At 72.8% G+C, this 20,109-nt stretch carries 25 protein-coding genes; 14 read left to right on the top strand and 11 right to left on the bottom strand.

Going from position 1 to position 20,109, the window contains the following annotated elements; all coding sequences use genetic code 11:
• Nucleotides 1-90 precede the first annotated feature (90 nt).
• Nucleotides 91-963 carry an ArsR/SmtB family transcription factor gene (locus tag ABD126_RS15875; RefSeq protein ID WP_343934581.1) on the top strand — a complete coding sequence of 291 codons (873 nt, stop codon included), beginning with the start codon at nt 91-93 and terminating at the stop codon, nt 961-963.
• Nucleotides 964-1,019: 56 nt separating this feature from the next.
• Here the strand turns inward: ABD126_RS15875 and ABD126_RS15870 are convergent, their stop codons facing one another.
• Both ABD126_RS15870 and ABD126_RS15865 read right to left on the bottom strand, forming a co-directional pair.
• Nucleotides 1,020-2,504 (bottom strand): DEAD/DEAH box helicase, encoded by a 1,485-nt coding sequence (locus tag ABD126_RS15870; RefSeq protein ID WP_425542822.1) that lies wholly within the window; start codon nt 2,502-2,504, stop codon nt 1,020-1,022.
• Nucleotides 2,505-2,644: 140 nt separating this feature from the next.
• Nucleotides 2,645-3,133 (bottom strand): HXXEE domain-containing protein, encoded by a 489-nt coding sequence (locus ABD126_RS15865; RefSeq protein ID WP_343934579.1) that lies wholly within the window; start codon nt 3,131-3,133, stop codon nt 2,645-2,647.
• Between the two features lie 26 nt (nt 3,134-3,159).
• On the opposite strand from ABD126_RS15865, the gene ABD126_RS15860 reads away from it, so the two are divergent.
• Nucleotides 3,160-3,759, top strand: a complete 600-nt coding sequence (locus ABD126_RS15860) for a TetR/AcrR family transcriptional regulator (RefSeq protein ID WP_343934578.1) — start codon at nt 3,160-3,162, stop codon at nt 3,757-3,759.
• On the opposite strand, the gene ABD126_RS15855 is transcribed toward ABD126_RS15860, so the two are convergent.
• From ABD126_RS15855 to ABD126_RS15845, 3 genes are all read right to left on the bottom strand, one after another.
• Nucleotides 3,677-4,639 (bottom strand): serine protein kinase RIO, encoded by a 963-nt coding sequence (locus ABD126_RS15855; RefSeq protein ID WP_425542828.1) that lies wholly within the window; start codon nt 4,637-4,639, stop codon nt 3,677-3,679. The two genes, ABD126_RS15860 and ABD126_RS15855, sit on opposite strands and share 83 nt — an antisense overlap.
• 225 nt (nt 4,640-4,864) lie before the next feature.
• A complete protein-coding gene (locus ABD126_RS15850; RefSeq protein ID WP_343934577.1) occupies nt 4,865-5,356 on the bottom strand; it encodes a hypothetical protein in 492 nt (163 codons plus the stop codon).
• A 68-nt stretch (nt 5,357-5,424) separates the two neighbouring features.
• A complete protein-coding gene (locus tag ABD126_RS15845) occupies nt 5,425-6,360 on the bottom strand; it encodes a GlxA family transcriptional regulator (RefSeq protein ID WP_343934576.1) in 936 nt (311 codons plus the stop codon).
• Between the two features lie 86 nt (nt 6,361-6,446).
• Here ABD126_RS15845 and ABD126_RS15840 point away from each other — a divergent pair, with 86 nt between their 5' ends.
• From ABD126_RS15840 to ABD126_RS15825, 4 genes are all read left to right on the top strand, one after another.
• The gene (locus tag ABD126_RS15840) at nt 6,447-6,668 is read left to right on the top strand and encodes a hypothetical protein (protein WP_343934575.1); all 222 of its coding nucleotides are present in this window, start codon (nt 6,447-6,449) and stop codon (nt 6,666-6,668) included.
• Between the two features lie 83 nt (nt 6,669-6,751).
• On the top strand, nt 6,752-7,102 hold the full coding sequence (locus ABD126_RS15835; protein WP_343934574.1) for a VOC family protein: 351 nt from the start codon (nt 6,752-6,754) through the stop codon (nt 7,100-7,102).
• Between the two features lie 118 nt (nt 7,103-7,220).
• Nucleotides 7,221-7,949: a peroxide stress protein YaaA gene (yaaA, locus tag ABD126_RS15830; protein ID WP_343934573.1), complete on the top strand. Its 729-nt coding sequence runs from the start codon at nt 7,221-7,223 to the stop codon at nt 7,947-7,949.
• Nucleotides 7,950-8,033: 84 nt separating this feature from the next.
• The gene (locus tag ABD126_RS15825) at nt 8,034-9,782 is read left to right on the top strand and encodes a proline--tRNA ligase (RefSeq protein WP_343934572.1); all 1,749 of its coding nucleotides are present in this window, start codon (nt 8,034-8,036) and stop codon (nt 9,780-9,782) included.
• 49 nt (nt 9,783-9,831) lie between these two features.
• Here ABD126_RS15825 and ABD126_RS15820 read toward each other — a convergent pair whose 3' ends face one another.
• From ABD126_RS15820 to ABD126_RS15810, 3 genes are read right to left on the bottom strand one after another with little or no spacing between them, the layout of a single operon-like run.
• Nucleotides 9,832-10,515: an HAD family hydrolase gene (locus ABD126_RS15820; protein WP_343934571.1), complete on the bottom strand. Its 684-nt coding sequence runs from the start codon at nt 10,513-10,515 to the stop codon at nt 9,832-9,834.
• Nucleotides 10,512-11,204 carry a DUF8017 domain-containing protein gene (locus ABD126_RS15815; protein ID WP_343934570.1) on the bottom strand — a complete coding sequence of 231 codons (693 nt, stop codon included), beginning with the start codon at nt 11,202-11,204 and terminating at the stop codon, nt 10,512-10,514. Before ABD126_RS15815 ends, ABD126_RS15820 begins: the two co-directional genes overlap by 4 nt.
• A gap of 4 nt (nt 11,205-11,208) precedes the next feature.
• A complete protein-coding gene (locus tag ABD126_RS15810) occupies nt 11,209-12,267 on the bottom strand; it encodes a DUF8017 domain-containing protein (RefSeq protein WP_343934569.1) in 1,059 nt (352 codons plus the stop codon).
• A 127-nt stretch (nt 12,268-12,394) separates the two neighbouring features.
• Here ABD126_RS15810 and ABD126_RS15805 point away from each other — a divergent pair, with 127 nt between their 5' ends.
• Nucleotides 12,395-13,486 (top strand): YhgE/Pip domain-containing protein, encoded by a 1,092-nt coding sequence (locus tag ABD126_RS15805; protein ID WP_343934568.1) that lies wholly within the window; start codon nt 12,395-12,397, stop codon nt 13,484-13,486.
• Between the two features lie 70 nt (nt 13,487-13,556).
• On the opposite strand, the gene ABD126_RS15800 is transcribed toward ABD126_RS15805, so the two are convergent.
• The gene (locus tag ABD126_RS15800) at nt 13,557-13,964 is read right to left on the bottom strand and encodes a YjbQ family protein (RefSeq protein WP_343934567.1); all 408 of its coding nucleotides are present in this window, start codon (nt 13,962-13,964) and stop codon (nt 13,557-13,559) included.
• 26 nt (nt 13,965-13,990) lie between these two features.
• Between ABD126_RS15800 and ABD126_RS15795 the strand changes: the two genes are divergently transcribed.
• Genes ABD126_RS15795 through ABD126_RS15780 form a run of 4 tightly spaced genes read left to right on the top strand, consistent with a single transcriptional unit; the run spans nt 13,991 to nt 17,117 of the window.
• On the top strand, nt 13,991-14,767 hold the full coding sequence (locus ABD126_RS15795) for an SDR family NAD(P)-dependent oxidoreductase (protein WP_343934566.1): 777 nt from the start codon (nt 13,991-13,993) through the stop codon (nt 14,765-14,767).
• 26 nt (nt 14,768-14,793) lie between these two features.
• On the top strand, nt 14,794-15,276 hold the full coding sequence (locus ABD126_RS15790) for a DUF4442 domain-containing protein (RefSeq protein WP_343934565.1): 483 nt from the start codon (nt 14,794-14,796) through the stop codon (nt 15,274-15,276).
• Nucleotides 15,277-15,331: 55 nt separating this feature from the next.
• Nucleotides 15,332-16,342 (top strand): aminotransferase class V-fold PLP-dependent enzyme, encoded by a 1,011-nt coding sequence (locus ABD126_RS15785; RefSeq protein ID WP_343934564.1) that lies wholly within the window; start codon nt 15,332-15,334, stop codon nt 16,340-16,342.
• Between the two features lie 55 nt (nt 16,343-16,397).
• Entirely contained in the window at nt 16,398-17,117 is a 720-nt protein-coding gene (locus ABD126_RS15780; protein ID WP_343934563.1) for a hypothetical protein, read from the top strand.
• 30 nt (nt 17,118-17,147) lie between these two features.
• On the opposite strand, the gene ABD126_RS15775 is transcribed toward ABD126_RS15780, so the two are convergent.
• Both ABD126_RS15775 and ABD126_RS15770 read right to left on the bottom strand, forming a co-directional pair.
• Nucleotides 17,148-17,576, bottom strand: coding sequence for a ferritin-like domain-containing protein (locus ABD126_RS15775; protein ID WP_343934562.1), 429 nt, complete (start codon nt 17,574-17,576; stop codon nt 17,148-17,150).
• Nucleotides 17,573-18,019: a twin-arginine translocation signal domain-containing protein gene (locus tag ABD126_RS15770; RefSeq protein ID WP_343934561.1), complete on the bottom strand. Its 447-nt coding sequence runs from the start codon at nt 18,017-18,019 to the stop codon at nt 17,573-17,575. The genes ABD126_RS15775 and ABD126_RS15770 overlap by 4 nt, the downstream gene beginning before the upstream one ends.
• 148 nt (nt 18,020-18,167) lie before the next feature.
• Here ABD126_RS15770 and rimP point away from each other — a divergent pair, with 148 nt between their 5' ends.
• The 3 genes from rimP to ABD126_RS15755 all read left to right on the top strand — a co-directional run bounded on the left by rimP (nt 18,168) and on the right by ABD126_RS15755 (nt 20,069).
• Nucleotides 18,168-18,692, top strand: a complete 525-nt coding sequence (gene rimP, locus ABD126_RS15765; protein WP_343934560.1) for a ribosome maturation factor RimP — start codon at nt 18,168-18,170, stop codon at nt 18,690-18,692.
• Nucleotides 18,689-19,702, top strand: a complete 1,014-nt coding sequence (gene nusA / locus ABD126_RS15760; protein WP_343934559.1) for a transcription termination factor NusA — start codon at nt 18,689-18,691, stop codon at nt 19,700-19,702. Before rimP ends, nusA begins: the two co-directional genes overlap by 4 nt.
• Nucleotides 19,703-19,799: 97 nt before the next feature.
• Complete coding sequence (locus ABD126_RS15755; RefSeq protein ID WP_425542821.1) at nt 19,800-20,069, top strand: YlxR family protein; 270 nt, start codon at nt 19,800-19,802, stop codon at nt 20,067-20,069.
• Nucleotides 20,070-20,109 lie beyond the last annotated feature (40 nt).

Here is a 20,109-nt window from a genome sequence, read left to right as displayed (position 1 = left end):
GAGCGTGCTCGGTTGTACCGTGTCGATCACTGGTGTCGGCAGGCGAGTCCGGGGTAGGGCTGTCCCCCGCCGCGAGGGAGGGTTGGCCCGGTGGCCGTGCGGATCTCGTTGGCGGGCGTGGGCCTGGCCAGGGTGCGGTTCGCGTACTCGCCCGTGTTCGAGACCGTGATGGCGGTGGACGGGCTGCGCGTGCCCGGTGCGCACGCCGTGCACCTGCCGTGGGTGTCGTGGGCGCGCGGGCGGGCGGGGTCCGTCAAGGACCTGGACGTGCTGCTGGACCTGGTCGCGGGGCCGGTGAAGCCCGCGGTCCTGATGCCCGTGCCGGACGTGCGGATGCCGGACCTGGAAGCCGAGCTGACCGGCGTGCCGGCGCGGGTGGCGGACGTCGTGCGGGCGTGCCACGAGGTGCTGGTCGCGCCGTTCTGGTCGCGGATCACGGCGCTGCTGGAGGCGGACATCGCGTTCCGCGCGTCGGTGTTGGCCGAGCGCGGGGTGGAGGCGGTGTTCGGCGACCTGCACCCGGAGGTGAGCTGGTCGGGCGGTGAGCTGGTGCTCTACGCGGACCGGCGTGCCGACCAGCCGCACCGGGTGGACCTGTCCGAGGCGGGCCTGGTGCTGTCGCCGAGCGTGTTCTGCTGGCCGCGGGCGTGGGCGGCGGTGGACCCGGTGGGGCCGGGCGTGGTCCGCTACCCGGCGCGCGGGATCGGGACGCTGTGGGAGGAGCCCGCGCCGGTGGTCGGCGACGAGTTGGCGGCCCTGATCGGCCGGACCCGGGCGGCGCTGCTGGGCCTGCTGTCGGCCCCGATGTCCACCACGGAACTGGCGTCCCGGCTGGGCGTGACGGCGGGCGCGGTGTCGCAGCACGTGGCGGTGCTGCGCGCGGCCCGCCTGGTGACCACCCGCCGCGAGGGCCGGACGATGCTCCACATGCGCACCGCCCGCGCCGACGCGCTCATCGGCTGAAAGCGACGAGGCCGCCCGCGGCGTCACACCGCGGGCGGCCTCGTCGTCATCGCTGATCAGGAGTGCTGTGCGCTCCGGCGCGGGCGGAAGCCGCGTTCGGCGCGGTCGCGGTCCGGTCGGCTGCCGCGGAAGCCGCCGCTGTTGCCGCCGCGGCGCGGGCCGCCGTTGCGGCGCGGTGCGCGCACCGGGACCTCCGGCTCGGTCACCGGGATGCCGCTGGGCACCCGGGCGCCGGTGATGCGGACCAGCTCGTCGTCGCCGGGGCGCACCTTCGACGTCGCCGGGCGGATGCCCGCACGGGCCGTCAGGCCCTGCACGGCGCGCTTCTGGTCGTGGGTCACCAGGGTGACCACCGTGCCCGACTGGCCCGCGCGCGCCGTGCGGCCGGCGCGGTGCAGGTAGTCCTTCGGGTCGGCCGGCGGGTCGACGTGCACGACGAGCGAGACGTCGTCCACGTGGATGCCGCGCGCGGCCACGTCGGTGGCGATCAGGACCGGCGTGGTGCCCTCGCGGAACTGGCCGAGCACGCGGGTCCGGGCGCTCTGCGCCTTGCCGCCGTGCAACGCGCCCGCGTGGACGCCCATCTGGCGCAGCTTCTTCGCCAGCCGGTCCACGTGGTGCTTGGTGCGCACGAACATGATCGTCCGACCCTCGCGGGCCGCGACCTCGGTCACCACGTTCTGCTTGTCCTCCGCGGAGACGAACAGCAGGTGGTGCTCCATCGTGGTCACGCTGCCGGTCGGCGGCGCGACCGAGTGGACCACCGGGTCGTGCAGGTACTGGCGGACCAGCTTGTCGACGTCGCCGTCCAGCGTCGCCGAGAACAGCAGCCGCTGCCCGTCCTGCGGGGTCAGGTCGAGGATGGCGCGGACCTGCGGCATGAAGCCCATGTCGGCCATCTGGTCGGCCTCGTCCAGGGCGGTGAACCGCACCTCGGACAGGTCGGCCGTGCCCTGGCGCACGTGGTCGGACAGCCGGCCCGGCGTCGCGATCAGCAGGTCCACGCCGCGCCGCAGCGCGTCGATCTGCCGCGGGAACGACGTGCCGCCGACGACCGTGCGGCACCACAGGCCCAGCGCCCGCGCGAACGGCGAGAGCGCCTCTTCGACCTGCATGGCCAGCTCACGCGTGGGCACGAGCACCAGCGCGCGCGGCTTCAACGGCTTCGCCCGGCCGCCCGCGAGGCGGGACAGCAGGGCCAGGCCGAACGCCAGCGTCTTGCCGGAGCCGGTCTGGCCCCGGCCGAGGATGTCGCGGCCGGCCAGCGAGTCGGGCAGCGTGGCGGCCTGGATGGGGAACGGCTCGGCGATGCCGGCCTGCGCGAGCGCCTTGACCAGCTCGTCGGTGAGGCCGAGTTCGGCGAACGAGGGCAGCGGGCCCTCGGGCACGGTGCTCTCGACGTGATCCGGGATGGTCGTCTCCAGCACGGGCTGGGGACGGCGGTTGCCCTGGCCTGACGGGCGCCGCGTACGCGGTTTGCGGTTCTGCGGGCGCTCGGAACGGCCGTGGGACAGTGGTGGCAAAACAAACCTCCGGGACATGGCACGTCTCGGGGATCTGCCTGTTGCCGCGGATCGCAAGGACGAGCCCGGCGCGGTTGCGCGCCGATCGTGGTTGGGGAGCACCGCGGTAGGAACCGCTGATTCGCGTCACCGGGCGGTGCACCGTCCAGTCTAGCCGATCAATGTCCGGTCTGTCGCACCAAGGCGGTGTTCTCGCGCACACGGGTCGCCAAATGCGCGATTCCGTGCACGGTTCCCACGGCGATCGGGAACCACATCAGCGCACGTGGGGACGTGTTCGGGCGGATGCCTTCGCGGCGGAGCCGACGAAGTGCCCACCACGTGAAGGGCGCGACGACGGTGGGCGCGGTGATCACGCCCGGGGTGTACCCGCGGAACACCAGGCTCGCCGCCACGTGCGTCGCGGAATGCAGCCCGAATCCGGTGAGGACGGTCTGGAAGAACGGTGATCGCCCACCCGTGCGGGCGCCGGCCGCCGCGGCGGCGGTGAAAACACCACCCATCAGGCCGATGGCGATCGCCGCTTGTGCCGGAGTGGTGGGCATTACCCGTTTTTTGCGGGTCCAGCCGGGCATGGTCGCCAACTCCTCCAGGTCGTGGACGACCCATGCGGCGAGCAACCCCCAGGTGACCTTCTTGCTGACCATGACACTTACGTTACAAGATGTAACGTATGTCGGGTAGACCACGCAGCGCGGAGATCGACCGCGCCCTCACCACCGCCGCCCTCGACCTGCTCGCCGAGGTCGGCTACGACGCGTTGACCCTGGACGCGGTGGCGGCCCGCGCCGGCGTGAGTCGACCGGCGCTCTACCGGCGCTGGCCGACGAAGCTGCACCTGGTCGCGCACGCGGCGCTGGCGAGCGTGCCGATGCCCGACCCGGACACCGGCGACGCCCGCGAGGACCTGTTGCGGATGGCCAACGCCCTGGTCGACGGCCTGTCGTGGGTCGTGCTGGCCGTGCACGCCGAGGCCCGGCGGGTGCCGGGCCTGGTGGACGGGTTCCTCGCCGAGCGGCACGCGGTGGTGGCCGAGGTGGTGCGGCGGGGCGTGGCGCGCGGCCGGCTCCGGGCCGACGTGGACCCGGAGCTGGTGCGCGACCTCCTGTTCGGCCCGCTGGTCTACCACTGGCTGGCCACCGACCGCCGCCGCCCGGCGGAGGAGGTGTTCGCCCTGGTCTGGCCGGTGCTCAGCGCAGACCGGCCAGGTCCAGCAGCGTCGCGGTCAGGTCCATCGGATCAGCCATCTCGACCGGGAGGCCGCGCTGGCTGAACCAGCCCACGATGTTGCGCACGTCCCGCTCCAGGAACTCGGGCCCGCGCGGGTTCGCCGCCAGGTCCACCACCTGGGGCAGGTCGATCACGACCAGCCGGCCGTCGTGCACCATCAGGTTGTACGCCGACAGGTCGCCGTGCGCGTAGCCCGCCGCGGCGAGCATGCCCAGGGCGTCCACCAGCTGCCGCCACAGGTCCAGCAGCTCGTCGGGCTCCGGCCGCAGCTGGGCGAGCCGGGGCGCGGCGGCGCCGTCCGTGCCGATGAACTCCAGCAGCAGCTCGGTGCCCGCCCGCTGCACCGGGTACGGCACGGGCGCGCCCCGCTGCCACAGCGCGCTGAGCGCGGCGAACTCGGCGACCGCCCACTGCTCGGCGATCAGGTTGCGCCCGAACGCCGTGCGGTTGGCGATGGCCCGCGTCTCGCGGGACTTCTTCATCCGGCGACCCTCCAGGTAGCCGGCGTCCCGGTGGAACATGCGGTGGTCGTTGCTGCGGTACCGCTTGGCGGCCAGCACGCACGACCGGTCGGTGCCGGGGACGGCCCGTTCCAGCAGGAAGACGTCCGCTTCCTTGCCGGTCTTGAGCACGCCCAGCTCCCGGTCCACGGCGGACAGGTCGGTGACCAGCCACGCCGGCCACGGCTCGGGGCCCTGGTCGGCGGTGTCCCAGGTGGTCCAGCGGTCGCCGTCCTCGGGGACGTCGGCGGCCTCGGCGTCCTCGCGCAGCTGCGCGAGGCGGTCGCGGGCCTCCTCGGTGAGCCGGCCGCGGCGGGTCGGCTCCACGTCGTCCTCGGTCCGGCGGCGCTTGGCGCCCCAGGTCAGGTCGTCGGCGTGGTCGAAAGCGTCCTCGAAGTCGTTGTCGAGGTCGTCGGAGCGCAGGTTGAACTTGTGCTTGCGCACTGGGGTGATCTCCAAGAGGGAGGAGGTGGTCGCCCCAGCTAGCGCGTGTGGTCGGCGCGCTAGGCCTGAGGGGCGAGTGGACGGGTCGGTGCCACGTCCCGGACAGCGATCGCCATCTGGCACCTCCTCGGGTCCACCGGATCACCCGGCGCTCGTGCGTTCGCGGGAAGAGTGCCGCGCGGGCGCCGCGCGGCGCAAGCGGTTTTACCGGTCGAGGCGGTAGCTGGTGCGTTGGCCGAGCCAGGCCGCGCCGAGTTCGCCCATGACCTTGGAGTCGTGGCGCAGCACGCGTTCGTCGTCCCACTGGGTCGCGCTCGGTGCGGCGGCGAGCATGGCGCGGCGGGCGGTCGCGCTGAACTCGACCAGGGCGTCCACCGCCTCCTGGGCCTGCTCGGGCGGCAGCGGCGCGGCGGTCGGCGGGGTGGGCAGCGCCAGCGGTTCGCCCGCGAAGGCGGCGGAGGTGCCCAGGTCGCGGGCCAGCTGGTGCTCCACGGACTCGGCGTTGACCTGGAGCTTGCGGTAGCGGTCGTCGGCGGCCAGGCGCAGGCCGAGCAGGCGTGCCTGGACCAGTCCGCACCAGACGCGTTTCAGGGTCTCCGGCGCGTCCATGGCGTCGGTCCGCAGGTCTTCGATGACGCCGCGCAGACCCTTCGGTGTGACAGCGTCGTCGTCTTCGCCGGGTGTGTCGGGGCTCACGCGGCCTATTGAATCAGCAGCGTCACGAGAGGTGACACCTCGCTGCGTTCAGTCACGCTTTTGGCCGCTCACCGATGTGCGAACGACCGGCGGTAGTCCTTGGGCGCGACGCCCACCACGGAGTGGAAGTGGTGCCGCAGGAGGGCGGCGGTGCCGAACCCGCACTGGTGCGCGATGGCCTCGATGCCGAGGGTGGTCTCCTCCAGGAGCTGGCGGGCCCGCAGGACGCGCTGGGTGGTGAGCCAGCGGTGCGGCGTGGTGCCGGTCTCGGCGGCGAACCGGCGGGCGAAGGTGCGTTCGGACATGCGGGCGTGCCGGGCGAGGCTGCCGACGGTGTGCTCGGTGTCGAGGTGCTCGGTCATCCAGGCCAGGGTCGGCTGGAGGCTGTCGGCCTCGTGCACGGTCGGCTGCACGATGAACTGCCGCTGCCCGCCCTCCCGCTGCGGGGCCACGACCATGCGGCGCGCGATGGCGTTGGCGGCGGCGGCCCCGAGTTCGCGGCGGGCCACGTGCAGGCACGCGTCGATGCCCGCCGCCGTGCCGGCTCCGGTGATGACGTCGCCGTCGTCGACGAACAGGACGTCCGGGTCCACCTTCGCCTTGGGGAAGCGCTCGGCCAGTTCGTCCACGTACCGCCAGTGCGTGGTGCAGGGCCGCCCGTCCAGCCGGCCCGCCGCGCCGAGCACGAACGCGCCGCTGCACACGGACAGGACGGTCTTGGCGCTCGCGACGGCGTCGAGCAGGGCTTCGGGGTAGCCGTCGCGGACCTTGCAGGCGGCGACCGCGACCAGGTCGGCGGAGTAGAGGGCGTCGAACCCGTGGTCGGCGACGAGCGAGGCGCCGATGCTGGTCCGGACCGGTTCGCCGGGACGTTCGCCGCACACCTTGAAGTCGATGGGTGGCACGCCCTCGTCGGTGCGGTCGATCCCGAAGACCTCGCAGAGGACGCCGAACTCGAACGGCGTGACCCCGTCGATGACCGGGACGGCGACGGATCTCAGCATGGGGGGAGCGTAGCTGGCGGGATTTTGACGGACAACGGCAAAGCTGCCAATGGTGGCAGGTTCTTGGCGGTCGCATAGTTGGTGCCATGACCGCACTGCTGATCGTCTTGTCCGTCCTCGCGCTGGTGGTCTACGGCCTGGAGCGCAACCACCACCGGCAGGCCCGCTACGGCGCCCGCCTGGCCGGGAGCCACGACGTGGACGACCGCGACCTGGCCCGCGTGGAGACGGAACTGCACGCCGCCGCCGACCACGCGCCGGTTCGCGAGACGCCCCGCCTGGCCCGGTTCGCCCCGCGCTCGGTCTGACCCCGCCGGCGAGGCGGCTCCGACCAAGTGCTCCGGTGGTCGGACGCGGCGGATTGTCGGTGGTCGTCGTTACGGTTCGCGGCATGTCCTTCACCATCGCCTCGATCACCATCGACACCGCCGACCCGCGCAAGCTCGCCGACTTCTGGACCAAGGCCCTGAACACCGAGGTCGCCCACGACTGGGGCGAGTACCTCATCCTCGCGCCCTCCTCCGAGGGCGGCCCGCAGCTCGGCCTCCAGCGCGTGGACGACGCCGTGCCGGGCAAGAACCGCATCCACTTCGACGCCGTCGTGGAGGACCGGGTCGCGGAGGTCGCCCGGCTGATCTCCCTGGGCGCGACAGAGGTGGCCGAGCACACGGTGCCCGGCCTGACCTGGACCGTCCTCGCCGACCCCGACGGCAACCAGTTCTGCGTCGGTCAGGCCGGCTGAGGCGGTGGTCCGGCGGGGTCGGTAGTGCCGGCGCTGGTTGGGCCGGCGCTGGTTGGGCCGGCCCTGGTTGGGCCGGCGTGGTCGGGTCGGCTCCGCCGCCGGACTAGGCTGCCCGTTCGTGCTGGTACTGCTCCCCCCGTCGGAGACCAAGGCGTCCGGCGGCGACGGCCCGCCGTTGTCGTTCGAGGCGCTGTCGCTGCCCGAGCTGAACCCCGTGCGGGCGAAGCTGGTCGACGCCCTGGTGGACCTCGCGGGCGACGTGCCGGCGAGCCTGGCCGTGCTCGGGCTGTCCGAGCGGCAGGCCGGTGAGGTGGCGCGCAACGCCGAACTGCGGACGTCCCCGACGCTGCCGGCGCTGTCCCGGTACACCGGCGTGCTCTACGACGCGCTCGACCTGCCCACCCTGACCCGGGTCGAGCGGGGCCGGGCCGCCGAGCGGCTCGGGGTGGCGTCCGCGTTGTTCGGCGTCGTGCTGGGGGCCGACCCGATCCCCGCCTACCGGCTCTCGGGCGGGAACGTGCTGCCCTCGGTCGGTCCGCTGGGAAGCCTGTGGCGGCCCGTGCTCACGCCGGCGCTGGCCGAGCGGGAGGTCATCGACCTGCGGTCGGCCCCGTACTCGTCGCTGGCCCGGATCCCGCACGCGATCACCGTGAAGGTCGTGACCGAGGACGGGACCGGGCGCCGGCAGGCGGTGAGCCACTTCAACAAAGCCCACAAGGGGCTGCTCGCGCGGGCCATCGTGCGGTCGCGGGCCGTGCCGCGGGCGCGGAACCTCGTGAAGATCGCCGCGAACGCCGGCCTGCGCCTGGAGCCCGCCGGCGAGCGCCACTTCGAGCTGGTCGTGTAGCCCGACGCCGGACAACCCGTTGGAACCGCCCGGTGGGGGTTCACTACTCTTTCCGGACAACCCGCGCCACGAGGAGCACCCACCGTGATCACGAGGATGTCGTCGCTGTTCCTGCGCACCTTGCGCGAGGACCCGGCCGACGCCGAAGTCCCCAGCCACAAGCTGCTGGTCCGCGCCGGCTACGTCCGCCGGGTCGCGCCGGGCGGGTACTCGTGGCTGCCGCTCGGGCTGCGGGTGCTGCGCAACATCGAGCAGGTCGTGCGCGAGGAGATGGACGCGTTCGGCGCGCAGGAGATCCAGTTCCCCGCGCTGCTGCCCAAGGAGCCCTACGAGGCCACCAACCGGTGGACCGAGTACGGCCCCAACATCTTCCGCCTCAAGGACCGCAAGGGCGCGGACTACCTGCTCGGCCCCACCCACGAGGAGCTGTTCGCGCTCACCGTGAAGGGCGAGTACTCCTCGTACAAGGACTACCCGGTCACGCTCTACCAGATCCAGACCAAGTACCGGGACGAGGCGCGGCCCCGCGCGGGCATCCTGCGCGGGCGCGAGTTCGTCATGAAGGACTCCTACTCCTTCGACCTCACCGACGAGGGCCTGTCGCACTCCTACCGGCAGCACCGCGACGCCTACATCCGCATCTTCGACCGCCTGGGCATGGAGTACGTGATCGTCTCCGCCACGTCCGGCGCGATGGGCGGCTCGGCGTCGGAGGAGTTCCTGGCGGTCGCGCCGACCGGTGAGGACACCTTCGTCCGCAGCACCGGGTCCGACTACGCGGCCAACGTCGAGGCCGTCACGACGCCCGCGCCGCCGGAGCAGTCGATCGAGGACAAGCCCCAGGCACAGGTCCACCACACGCCGAACACGCCGACGATCGAGTCGCTGGTCGACTTCCTCAACGCCGCCGGCCTCGGCCGGACGTTCACCGCGGCCGACACGCTGAAGAACGTCCTGGTCAAGCTCACCCAGCCGGGCGCGAAGGAGTCCACGCTGCTCGCCATCGGCGTGCCCGGCGACCGCGAGGTGGACTTCAAGCGCCTGGAGGCGGCCGTCTCGCCCGCCGAGGTGTCGATGCTGGAGGAGTCCGACTTCGCCAAGAACTCCTTCCTGGTCAAGGGCTACATCGGGCCGGGCGCGCTCCAGGCCAACGGCGTGCGCTACCTGGTCGACCCGCGGGTCGTGCGCGGCACGGCGTGGGTGACCGGCGCGGACAAGGCCGACCACCACGTGGTGGACCTGGTCCAGGGCCGCGACTTCACCCCCGACGGAGTGATCGACGTCGCCGAGGTCCGCGAGGGCGACCCGTCGCCGGACGGCCAGGGCGTGCTGGTCGCGGCGCGCGGCATCGAGATCGGCCACATCTTCCAGCTCGGCCGCAAGTACGCGGACGCGTTCGCGCTGGACGCCCTGGGCCCGGACAGCAAGCCCATCCGGATCACCATGGGCTCCTACGGCATCGGCGTGTCCCGCCTGGTCGCGGCGATCGCCGAGCAGAGCCACGACGACCGCGGCCTGATCTGGCCCCGCAACGTCGCGCCGTTCGACCTGCACGTGGTGGTCGCGGGCAAGGACGAGGCGCTGGCGGCGGGCGGCGAGAAGCTCGCGGGCGAGCTGTCGGCGGCCGGTCTGAAGGTCCTGCTGGACGACCGCAAGGCCAGCCCCGGCGTGAAGTTCGCCGACGCCGAGCTGATCGGCGTGCCGACCATCGTGGTCGTGGGCCGCGGCCTCGCGAACGGCGTGGTCGAGGTCAAGGACCGCCGCTCGGGCGAGCGGGTCGAGGTCGCGGTGGACGAGGTCGTGGAGCACCTCCGGACGCTGGTCCGGGGCTGAGCGCGGACGCCGGGAGGGCTCGCGCGAGGAGCCCTCCCGGCGGACCCGGTCAGCGGCGGAGGATCGCCGCGAGTGCCGCTTCGGTGTCCGACAGGTCCTTGAGGACCACGTGGGCGCCGGCCTCTTCCAGCTCCGCCACGCTGCTGCGCCCGGTCGCCACGCCGATCGCCAGCGCGCCGTGGTGCAGGGCCGCGTCCACGTCGTGGGGCGTGTCGCCGACGACGACCGCCGAGAACTCCCCGCCGTGCTTGGCACGGGCCAGGCGCACGGCCTCCAGCACCAGTTCCGGCCGGTGCTCCGAGAGGGTCCCGTACCCGCCGATCTCGAAGTCCAGGTGCGTGTCCAGCCCGAACGCCGCCAGCTTGAACCGGGCGATCTCCACCAGGTTCCCGGTCACCAGGGACTGCACCACGGTCTCGTGGCCCGCCAACGCCTCCAGCACGGCCGCCGCGCCGGGCAGCGCGTGCCCGTGGGTGGGCAGCAGGTCGGCTTCCCGCGTGGCGACCGCGACCAGTTCCTCGTGCACCCGGTCGACCACCTCGTCGGTCGGCTCGATGTCGTGCAGCGCGAGCAGTTCCAGGGTGATCGCCCGCTCGGTGCGCCCCGGGAACGTCGGCACGTGCAGCAGGTCCACCCCGGTGGCGGCCTGCAACGCCGTCCGGTACCAGGTGTGGCCCAGGCCCCGCGCGTCGATCAGGGTCAGGTCGATGTCCCACAGCACCAACGTGTTCACAGCTTCTGCACGCTCTCCAGGATGTGCTTGACCTCGTCCGCGCTGGGCCCCTCGGCGACGTGCGGGCCGCCCTCGGCCACGTTGAGCACGACCACGGCGACCTTGCTGCCGTCCCGCATCGCCACGGCGGTGACGGTCGCCTTGGGCGCGAAGCACGGGTTGACCGCGTTCGGCTCCGCCTTGACGCTCACCACGGCCCGGTCGTCGCTCTCCGACTCGACCTTCGGCTCACCCAGCCGCGGTTCCTTGCGGTCCACGGTGTAGCCGCCCTTGGCGATGCCCGTGGCGACCTCGGTGGCGATCTCGGCGGGGGAGTCGGACACCACCGACCCGGACGCGATCTGCGCCTGGATCATGCTGCGCCCCTGGCACTCGAACGGCCGCGACACCGCCGACTTCGCCAGCCGCACCCGACCCGCCACGCCGCCGCCGGAGGTCTCCCACGACTCGGGCAGCTCGTAGGAGACACCGGACTGCGCGTCCTCGACCGTCTGCCACTTGGTCTGCTCCACGGGCTGCGCGGACGTGGTCGGCGCGGCTTCGGTGTCGCCCCGCGTGAAGACGACCGCCGCGACGACGCCACCCGCGACCGCGAGCACGCCGAGGATCGACAGCGCGATCCACAGTGGACGGCGGTTCGGCTTGGGCGGCGGCTGGGGCTGGTAGTAGCCGAGTCCGGAGTAGCTCATGGCGTCAGCCCAGCGGCTTCACGGAGTCGACCATCGCCTGCAGGTCGGCCTCCGTCGGCGGCTTGGGCTCGGCCGGGCCGCCCTCCAGGTCGCCGTTGGCCATGAACACGTGCAGACCCTTGGTGCTCTTCAGGATCAGGATCTTCACCATGCCCTTGGTGGCCAGGCACTCGCTGCCGGTGGTGGTGATGGTGGCGTCCACCTGCACGGCGTCGATCTGGCCGCCGTTGTTGTTCGGGATCTTCAGCGCCTTGGGCTCGGTGAGCTTGATGTCGCGCGTCTTGCCCGAGCTGTAGTACTCCGCGCCGATCTTCTCGGCGAGGTCCTTGGCCACGGCCGCCATGTCGCCGGACGGCAGCACCGCCCCGCCGGTCGCGCCCCGGTTGTAGCCGCCGCCCTGGCAGTCGTACTTGCCGAACAGGGTCAGGCCGGTGAGCGCGAGGTCCGGGATGGTCTGGAACTTGGCCGACCCGGCCGCGGGCGTCCACGTCTTGGGCACGTCGTAGCTGTAGTGCAGGTTCTCGACGGCCAGGCAGTTCCAGTCCGCCTTCGACGCCTTGCACGACGACCCCGCCGTGCTCGGCTTGGTGGAGCTGGTGGTGCTCGGCTTGGTCGTGGTGGTCGTCGCGGGCTCGGACGAGTTCTGCGCGACGTTGGTCTGCTGCGCGTCGTCGGGGCGGGTCAGGAAGAACGCGGTGAGCCCACCCCCCACGAGGACCACGACGGCCGCGGCGACGGCGATCCACACCTTGGCGCCGCTCTTCTTCGGCGGCTCCTCGCCACCGGAGAACACGCCGAGACCGCCGTAGCCCCCGAACTGTTGCTGCTGCTGGGGATCGCCGTAGGGGTAGCCCGGCTGCTGGCCGTACGGGTCGCCGCCGTAGGGCGCGCCGTAGCCCGGCTGCTGCCCGTACTGCTGCGGCTGCTGCTGGCCGTACTGCTGCTGTTGCGGGTCGTAGGAGCCGCCGTACCCCTGCTGCGGGTAGCCCTGGTTCTGCTGCCCCCAGTCGCCCTGGCCGGACTGGCCTCCCCAGTTGCTCTGCCCGTCACCTGGGTAAGTCACCGGCAAACCGTACCCCGCCGGTTCCGCCGGCCGGGCCGCCCCAGCTAATTCAGCACGCGTTGACTTGTGTGCGGGCCAGTCGTACGCTCCCAATTCAACAGGTGATGAACAAGTTCTGGAGGCAGTCATGGCCACACCACAGGACCGGCCGCCGGCCGTCGTCGCGGTGGCCGCCGCCGTCGTCGCGGTGGCCGCCGCCGTCGTCGGCGCGCTCGTGGCGCTCGTGCTCGGGCTGGTCACGTTCGGCGTGCAGGCGACGGTCCACCCCGCCGACGTGCCGCTGGCGGTCGCGGTCGGCGCGGACGCCCCGCCGCAGCTGCGCGCGGTGGCGGACAAGCTCGCCGGCGCCGACGCCGCCGAGGTGGCGTGGCGGGTGGCCGCGCCCGACGAGGCGCGGGACCTGCTCAAGGCGCAGGACGTCTACGGGGTGCTCGAACTCGCGCCGGGGAGCGCGACGGTCGTGCTGTCGGGAGCGGTGAACCCGTCCGGCACGCAGGTCGCCCAGCAGGTGCTGACCGGGGTGGCACAGGGGGCGGGGCTGCCCGCCGAGGTCGTGACGCTGGACCCGGCGTCGGCGGCGGGCCGGACGGCGCCGCTGGCCGCGAGCGCGTTGCTGTGGATCGGCGGGCTCGTGGCGGGCGCGGCGTTCACGGTGCTGTCGGCGCGGAGCCGCGCCCGGGTCGGCGTGGGGGCGCGGCTGCTCGGCGCGACCACCGCCGCCGTGCTCGCGGTGGCCGTGGTCGCCGGGTTCTTCGCGTGGTGGGACCCGGCCCTGCCGCTGGGCTGGGACGTGCTGGGCTACCTCGCCCTGGTCGCGGTGTCCTTCGCGCTGCTCCAAACCGGCCTGCTCCGGGTGCTGGGCCTGCGGGCGATGGCCGTGCTGGCCCCGCTGTACCTGATGGCCCCGGCGGTCGCGGGCCAGGTGCCGGAGCTGCTCAACCCGGCGTACCGGGCGCTGCTGTGGTCGTGGACGCCGTTCCGGTTCTCCACCGAGGGCCTGCGCGCCCTGCTCCAGAACGGCACGCTCGAAGCCGCGCAGGTGTGGGTGTTCGTGGGAATCGCGCTGGCCGGCCTGCTGATCCTGCTGCTACCCGCGATGGAAGCTCAGCCGGACCTTGCGGACGGGGTTGCGGTGTCGGGTGGCGCGACTCCGTCGCGCGGCGAGGCCGCCTCGGAGTCGGCCCGTCGCGTCGTCTTGCCCGCCGATCGGAAGGGCTGATCGGCGGGCAAGGCGGCGCGACAAGCCGACGGCGGCCTCGCGGTGAAGGGCCGGGTGGCTGATCGTGCTGCTACCCGCGAAGGAAGCTCAGCCGGACCTTGCGGACGGGGTTGTCGACGTTGGTGTCGACCAGGCAGATCGACTGCCAGGTGCCCAGCGCCAGCGCACCGCCTAGGACCGGGATCGTCGCGTACGGCGGCACCAGCGCGGGCAGCACGTGGTCGCGGCCGTGACCGGGGCTGCCGTGCCGGTGCCGCCAACGGCCGTCCTTGGGCAACAGGTCGCGCAGGGCGGCGAGCAGGTCGTCGTCGCTGCCCGCGCCGGTCTCCAGCACCGCGAGGCCGGCCGTGGCGTGCGGCACCCACACGTGCAGCAGGCCGTCGCCGTCCTCGTCGCGCAGGAAGTCCTCGCACGCGCGGGTCAGGTCGTGGACCACCTCTTCGCCGCCGGTCCGGATCTCGATCTCTTCACTGCGCATGGATCAATCGTGCAGGATTCGGTCTCGTGCAGCACACCGCCATCGTCACCGGCGCCAACCAGGGCATCGGGGCCGCGACCGCGCAGGCCCTCGCCGCGCGGGGCGTGCAGGTCCTGATCACCTTCCTGCGCTACGCGCCCGCGCCGGACCCGAGCGTGCCGGAGGAGTACTTCACCGCCCGCGAGGCCGGCGCGGACGCCGTCGTCGCCGCGATCACCGAGGCCGGCGGCAAGGCGCACGCGATCGAGGTGGACCTCACCGAGACCACCGCGCCCGCCTTGCTGTTCGACACCGCCGAGCGCCTGTTCGGACCGGTGGACGTCCTGGTCAACAACGCCTCCGGCTGGGTGCAGGACACGTTCCTGGCCACCGAGACCGACCAGTTCGGGCGCGTGCTCAAGGCGGTCACGCCGCAGACGTTCGACGCCCAGTTCGCCGTGGACGCCCGCGCCGGCGCGCTGCTGATCGCCGAGTTCGCCCGCCGCCACCTGGCGCGCGGCGGCAACTGGGGCCGGATCGTCTCGCTGACCTCGGGCGGGCCGAACGGGTTCCCCAGCGAGGTGTCCTACGGCGCGGCGAAGGCGGCGCTGGACAACTTCACCATGTCCGCCGCCGCCGAACTCGGCCCGCACGGCGTGACCGCGAACGTGGTCAACCCCGGCGTCACCGACACGGGTTGGGTCAACGACGCCGTCCGCGCGCGGCACAAGGTGGGCCTGCCCGAGGAGGTGGCGGACGTGATCGCGTTCCTGTGCTCGCCCGCCGCGAAGCGGGTGACGGGCAACATCATCCGGCTGCACTGACATTACTGGCGAGTAACATGCCTCGCATGAAGGCTTCTCGTCTGCGGCGGGGCATGAACCTGTGGCCGCCGTTCCTGTTCGCCGGCATCCGGGTCGTCGCCCTGTCCGACGACTACCGGCACGCCAAGGTGCGCATGCGCCTGCGCTGGTACAACCGCAACTACGTGGGCACCCACTTCGGCGGCTCGCTGTTCGCCATGACCGACCCGTTCTGGATGCTGCTGGTGCTGCGCCACCTGGGCCGCGACCACGTGGTGTGGGACCGGGCGGGTGAGATCGACTTCGTGAAGCCGGGTCGCGGGACCGTGCACGCGGAGTTCACGCTGACCGACGAGCACCTCGACGAGCTGCGGGCGCAGGCGGCGGACGGCGGCAAGGCGCTGCTGTGGTTCCCGGTGGACGTGGTGGCCGAGGACGGGACCGTCGTGGCGCGCGTCCGCAAGCAGGTCTACGCGCGCCGCAAGGATGCCCGACCGGACAAATTGGCGTCCGAGGCGCTCAATGCCTGAGATTCATCGGTAAAACTATGGACTAGCTGAACGATCCACGGTAGTGATAGAGGTCATGCGCACCTCCTTCGGCTCCACCTTCGACGTCCCCGCCGGTTACCTCAACACCCCGAGCATCGGCGTCCCGCCCGCGCCCGTGGCGGCCGAGGTGGCCGACGCCGTGCGCCGGTGGGCGGGCGGCCTCGACGGTCCCACCAGCGCCGAACCGGCCGTGGACACCGCCCGCGAGGCCTTCGGCAAGCTCGTCGGCGCGCCGGTGTCGCGGGTCGCCATCGGGGCGTCGGTGTCGCAGCTGGTGGCGAACGTGGCGGTGGGTTTGCGGCCCGGGTCGCGGGTGCTGGTGGCGCGCGGGGACTTCACGTCGCTGACGTTCCCGTTCGCGGCGCGCGGGTGCGAGGTCACCGAGGTGGAGCTGGCCGACGTGCCCACGGCGGCGGCCGGGCACGACCTGGTCGCGGTGAGCGTCGTGCAGTCCGCCGACGGCCGGATCGTGGACCTGGACGCGCTGCGGGCGGCGGGCGTGCCCGTCCTGCTGGACGCCACCCAGGCCGTCGGGTGGCTGCCGCTGGACCTGGCCTGGGCGGACTACGTCGTCGCCGCCGGGTACAAGTGGCTGCTGTCGCCGCGCGGGTCGGCGTGGCTCGCGTGCTCCCCGGCGGGGATCGAGCGCGCCGAGCCGGTCGCGGCCAACTGGTGGGCCGGCGACGACCCGTGGACCTCCGTCTACGGCCTGCCGCTGCGGCTCGCGCCCGACGCCCGCCGGCTGGACATCTCGCCGGTGTGGCTCGCGCAGTACGGGGCGGCGGTGGCCCTGCCGTACCTGGCGTCGCTGGACCTGGCCGCCGTGCGCGACCACAACGTGGCGTTGGCGGACTCGCTGCTCACGTCGCTGGGGCTGCCGGCGCGGGGGAGCGCGATCGTGTCGCTGGAGCTGACCGACGAGCAGGCGGCGCGGCTGGCGGCGGCCGGGGTGCGGTCGGCGAGCCGCGCCGGGCGGACCCGGCTCGGCTTCCACCTCTACAACACCTCCGAAGACGTCGATCTCGTGCTCGAAGCGCTCGCGTAGCGGCCGTCCGTTACCGTGACGGTTTGTGTCGGTTCCTCCCGAATCACCTGAAGAGGTGACCCAACGGTTACCCCGCGTCCCTCCGGCGCGACCGTCGGACACCGCACCGCTGTGGCGGTCGGAGATCGGGCAGCTCGACTCGCTGATGGGTTCGGCGCCCGCTCCCCGGCCCGCGCCCGCTCGTCGGCCGCCGCCGCGGAAGGGTTGGCTGCTCAAGGGGTTGGGCCTGGTCGGCGTGGCGCTGGTGTCCGGGCTCGTGTGGCTCGTGGTGATGTCCAAGGGCGACACCGAGACCCCGCCGACCACGACCTCCACCGCCCCGACGGGCGAGTTCTCCTTCGCCCGAGCACCCCAGGCGCCGGAACCGGTCCTGGACAGCTCGTGCGCGCCGCACGCCTACGGCAAGGCGAAGGAGTACTTCACGACCACGCCGTGCCAGCAGTTGTCCCGGTCGCTCTACACGGTGAGCGCCGGCGGCAAGCAGGTGCTGGTGTCCGTTGTGGTGGTGAAGATGGCGGACGACAAGGCGGCGACGGAGCTGAAGAAGTTCCTCGACGGCGACAACACCGGCAACATCTACGACCTCTCGCGGGAGGGCGTGGCGAAGGTGCCGGGCGGTCCGGACTGGGTGGCGCACGGCGAGTACGCGTCCACCCTGAAGGGCCGCGAGCTGGTCATCGTCGAGTCGGACTTCTACGGCGCGGCGAAGTCCGCCGACCGCGACCGCAAGCTGCTCGACCGGATCAGCAACGACGCCCTGCGCCTGGCTTCCTGAGCCGGGCGGGGGCGTCCCGCTCGGCCCGGGTCAGCCGACCGCGGTGCCGGGCAGGGTGATCGAGATCGGCGTCACACCGGCGATCCTGCGCCAGCGGGTCGCCCGGATCGCCGATGTCGTCAGCGCGTCCAGAGCGCTCTTGCGCAGCTCCGCGTCCTCCGTCCGCTCCACCACCCCGCGCCAGGCCACACAAGCGTCCGTCTCGACGGCGATCAACGCCGCGATGGCCGACGCCGCGCTGTCCACCGGCGCCGGCGGCAGGTAGGCCGGCGCCGGCGGGCGGGGTGTGGCGGACTTGTCGCGCAACCAGCGCTCCGTGACGTCCCGGCGGGACCGGTGCGCCAGCGCGCCCTCCGCCACGGCCGCCGCCTGCTGCTCCACGAACGCGCTGACCAGTCCGTACGTCCACACCGCCGCGTGCTCGGCCGCCAACGCGTCCTGCACCGCATCCACGCTCACGCCAGCGCCTCCAGCAAGCTCGCGCACCCCGCCGACACCGACGCCACCAGGCCCGCCCGGTGGGTCGGCACGGTCGGCGCCAGGTCGGCCGCCTGCTTCTGCGCCGCCCGCAACGCCGCCACCAACTGCTCCCGGGTCGCCCCGGCGGGCGGCGCCACCGACGTGGGCGCGGCCGACGAAGGGGAAGACGTCGTGGGGACCTTGGGGGTTGCCCGGTCGATCTCGGCGGCCAGGCGGGTCGCGTGCTCCGCCCGCGCCGCGGCCGTCTCCGGGGCGCCCACCGCCGTGGCCAGGGCCGCGTCCGAGCGGGCCGCGCGGAGCAGGTCCTCCAGGACGTCCGGCGGCGGCGGGGGAGGCGGGGGTGTGGTGCACGCTACTGCCAGCGGCGCGGTCGCGACCGCCACCAGCACGCCGCGCCTGCTGAGCGCCGTTGTTCCGATCACGCGTCCCGATCCTGCCAGAGCCGCCGTGATCGCCTCTGCGGCGTGCGGGACCCCGGAGACGAGATAGTCTGGGCGACCACGGCCGGCGGCGTGCAGCGTCGGCCGGGGTCGCCGTGCCCTCTGCACTCGAAGCTCAAGGAGTCACCACGTGTCCAGCCCGCCGCGCGGAGATCTCGCCGCGCAGCTAGCACCCGTCGTGCGGGAAGCGGTCGAGGCCATCGGCTTCGACCTCGAAACGCTCGACGTGAACCAGGCTGGGCGTCGCCGGCTGGTGAAGGTCGTCGTGGACGGCGACGACGGGATCGGCCTGGACGAGGTGGCGCAGGCCAGCCGCGCCGTGTCCGCCGCCCTCGACGCGCACGAGCACCTCATCGCGGGCCCGTACACGCTCGAAGTGACCTCGCCGGGCGCCGACCGCCCGCTCACCAGGCCGCGCCACTGGAAGCGCGCCCGGCTGCGCCTGGTCAAGGTCAAGCAGCCCGACCAGGTCGAGTGGTTCGGCCGCGTCGGCGAAGCCGACGACACGGGCGTCGTGCTGCTGGTCAAGGGCGAGCTGCGCCGCGTCGAGTACCGGACGATCGAGCGCGCCGTCGTCGAAGTGGAGTTCAAGCAGCCGCCCGTCGAGGAGCTCGCGCTCCTGGAGGGCCGCGCGCCGAAGGAGGAGTCGGAGTGAACGTCGACATCGCCGCACTGCGGGCGATCGAACGGGACAAGGACATCCCCTTCGACACCGTCCTGGAAGCCATCGAGACCGCCCTGCTGACCGCCTACAAGCACACCGAGGGCCACCACTCGCACTCGCGGGTGGAGATCGACCGCAAGACCGGGGTCGTGCGCGTGCTCGCCCAGGAGATCGGGCAGGACGGCCAGGTCCTGGAGGAGTGGGACGACACCCCCGAGGGCTTCGGCCGCATCGCCGCCACCACCGCCCGCCAGGTCATCCTCCAGCGCCTGCGCGACGCCGAGCACGAGCGCACCTTCGGCGAGTTCTCCGCCAAGGAGGGCGAGATCATCGGCGGCGTCGTGCAGCGCGACGCCCGCGCCAACGCCCGCGGCATGGTCGTGGTGCAGATCGGCGACACCGAGGGCGTCCTGCCGCCCGCCGAGCAGGTGCCCGGCGAGGCCTACGAGCACGGCTCGCGGATCAAGTGCTACGTCGTGGGCGTCTCCCGCGGCGCGCGCGGCCCGCAGATCACCCTGTCCCGGACCCACCCGAACCTCGTGCGCAAGCTGTTCGCGCTGGAGGTCCCGGAGATCGCCGACGGCACCGTGGAGATCCCCGCGGTGGCACGTGAGGCAGGTCACCGTTCCAAGATCGCGGTCCGCTCCACGGTCCCCGGCGTCAACGCCAAGGGCGCGTGCATCGGCCCGATGGGCGCCCGGGTGCGCAACGTCATGAGCGAGCTGGCGGGCGAGAAGATCGACATCATCGACTTCTCCGAGGACCCGGCAACCTTCGTCGGGAATGCCCTGTCACCTGCGAAGGTTGTGTCCGTACGGGTGGTCGACGAACGGGCCAAGACGGCGCGCGTCGTCGTGCCGGACTTCCAGCTCTCCCTCGCCATCGGCAAGGAGGGCCAGAACGCCCGCTTGGCCGCCCGGCTGACGGGGTGGAAGATCGACATCCGCAGCGATGTGGCGGGTGCCCCGACGGGCGCCGCGACATCCGGTTCGGCTGATTGAGCGTCAGGAGATAGACTTCTCAGTGGTTCAACGTCGGGGATCGGTTTTCACGCACAACGGCCCGGTTCGTACGTGCATAGGATGCCGCGCCCGGACGTTGCCCTCCGAGTTGCTGCGCGTCGTGGTCGTGGACGGGGCCGTGGTCCCGGACACGCGTCGGCGGTTGCCCGGCCGGGGAGCTTGGCTGCACCCCGATCCGGGCTGCCTCCGCGACGCCGAGAAGCGGCGGGCGTTCCCGCGGGCCTTCAAGGTCCCGGGGCCGCTCGACGTGGAACGCGTGCGCGGGCACCTCGCGCAGCAGGAGCACCAGGTCACGGGATCGCCCCGGGACCGCCAGGAAGCAAGGAAGCAGGTCGACCCGTCATGAGTCAGCCGTGAAGCTGAAGACATGAACGCGCGACGTTAAG

Origin of the sequence: Saccharothrix mutabilis subsp. mutabilis, from assembly GCF_039521145.1 — a bacterium.
Classification (GTDB): domain Bacteria; phylum Actinomycetota; class Actinomycetes; order Mycobacteriales; family Pseudonocardiaceae; genus Actinosynnema; species Actinosynnema mutabilis.
The sequence above is the reverse complement of the archived record's forward strand: the minus strand, read 5'-3'. Positions and strand labels throughout refer to the sequence as shown.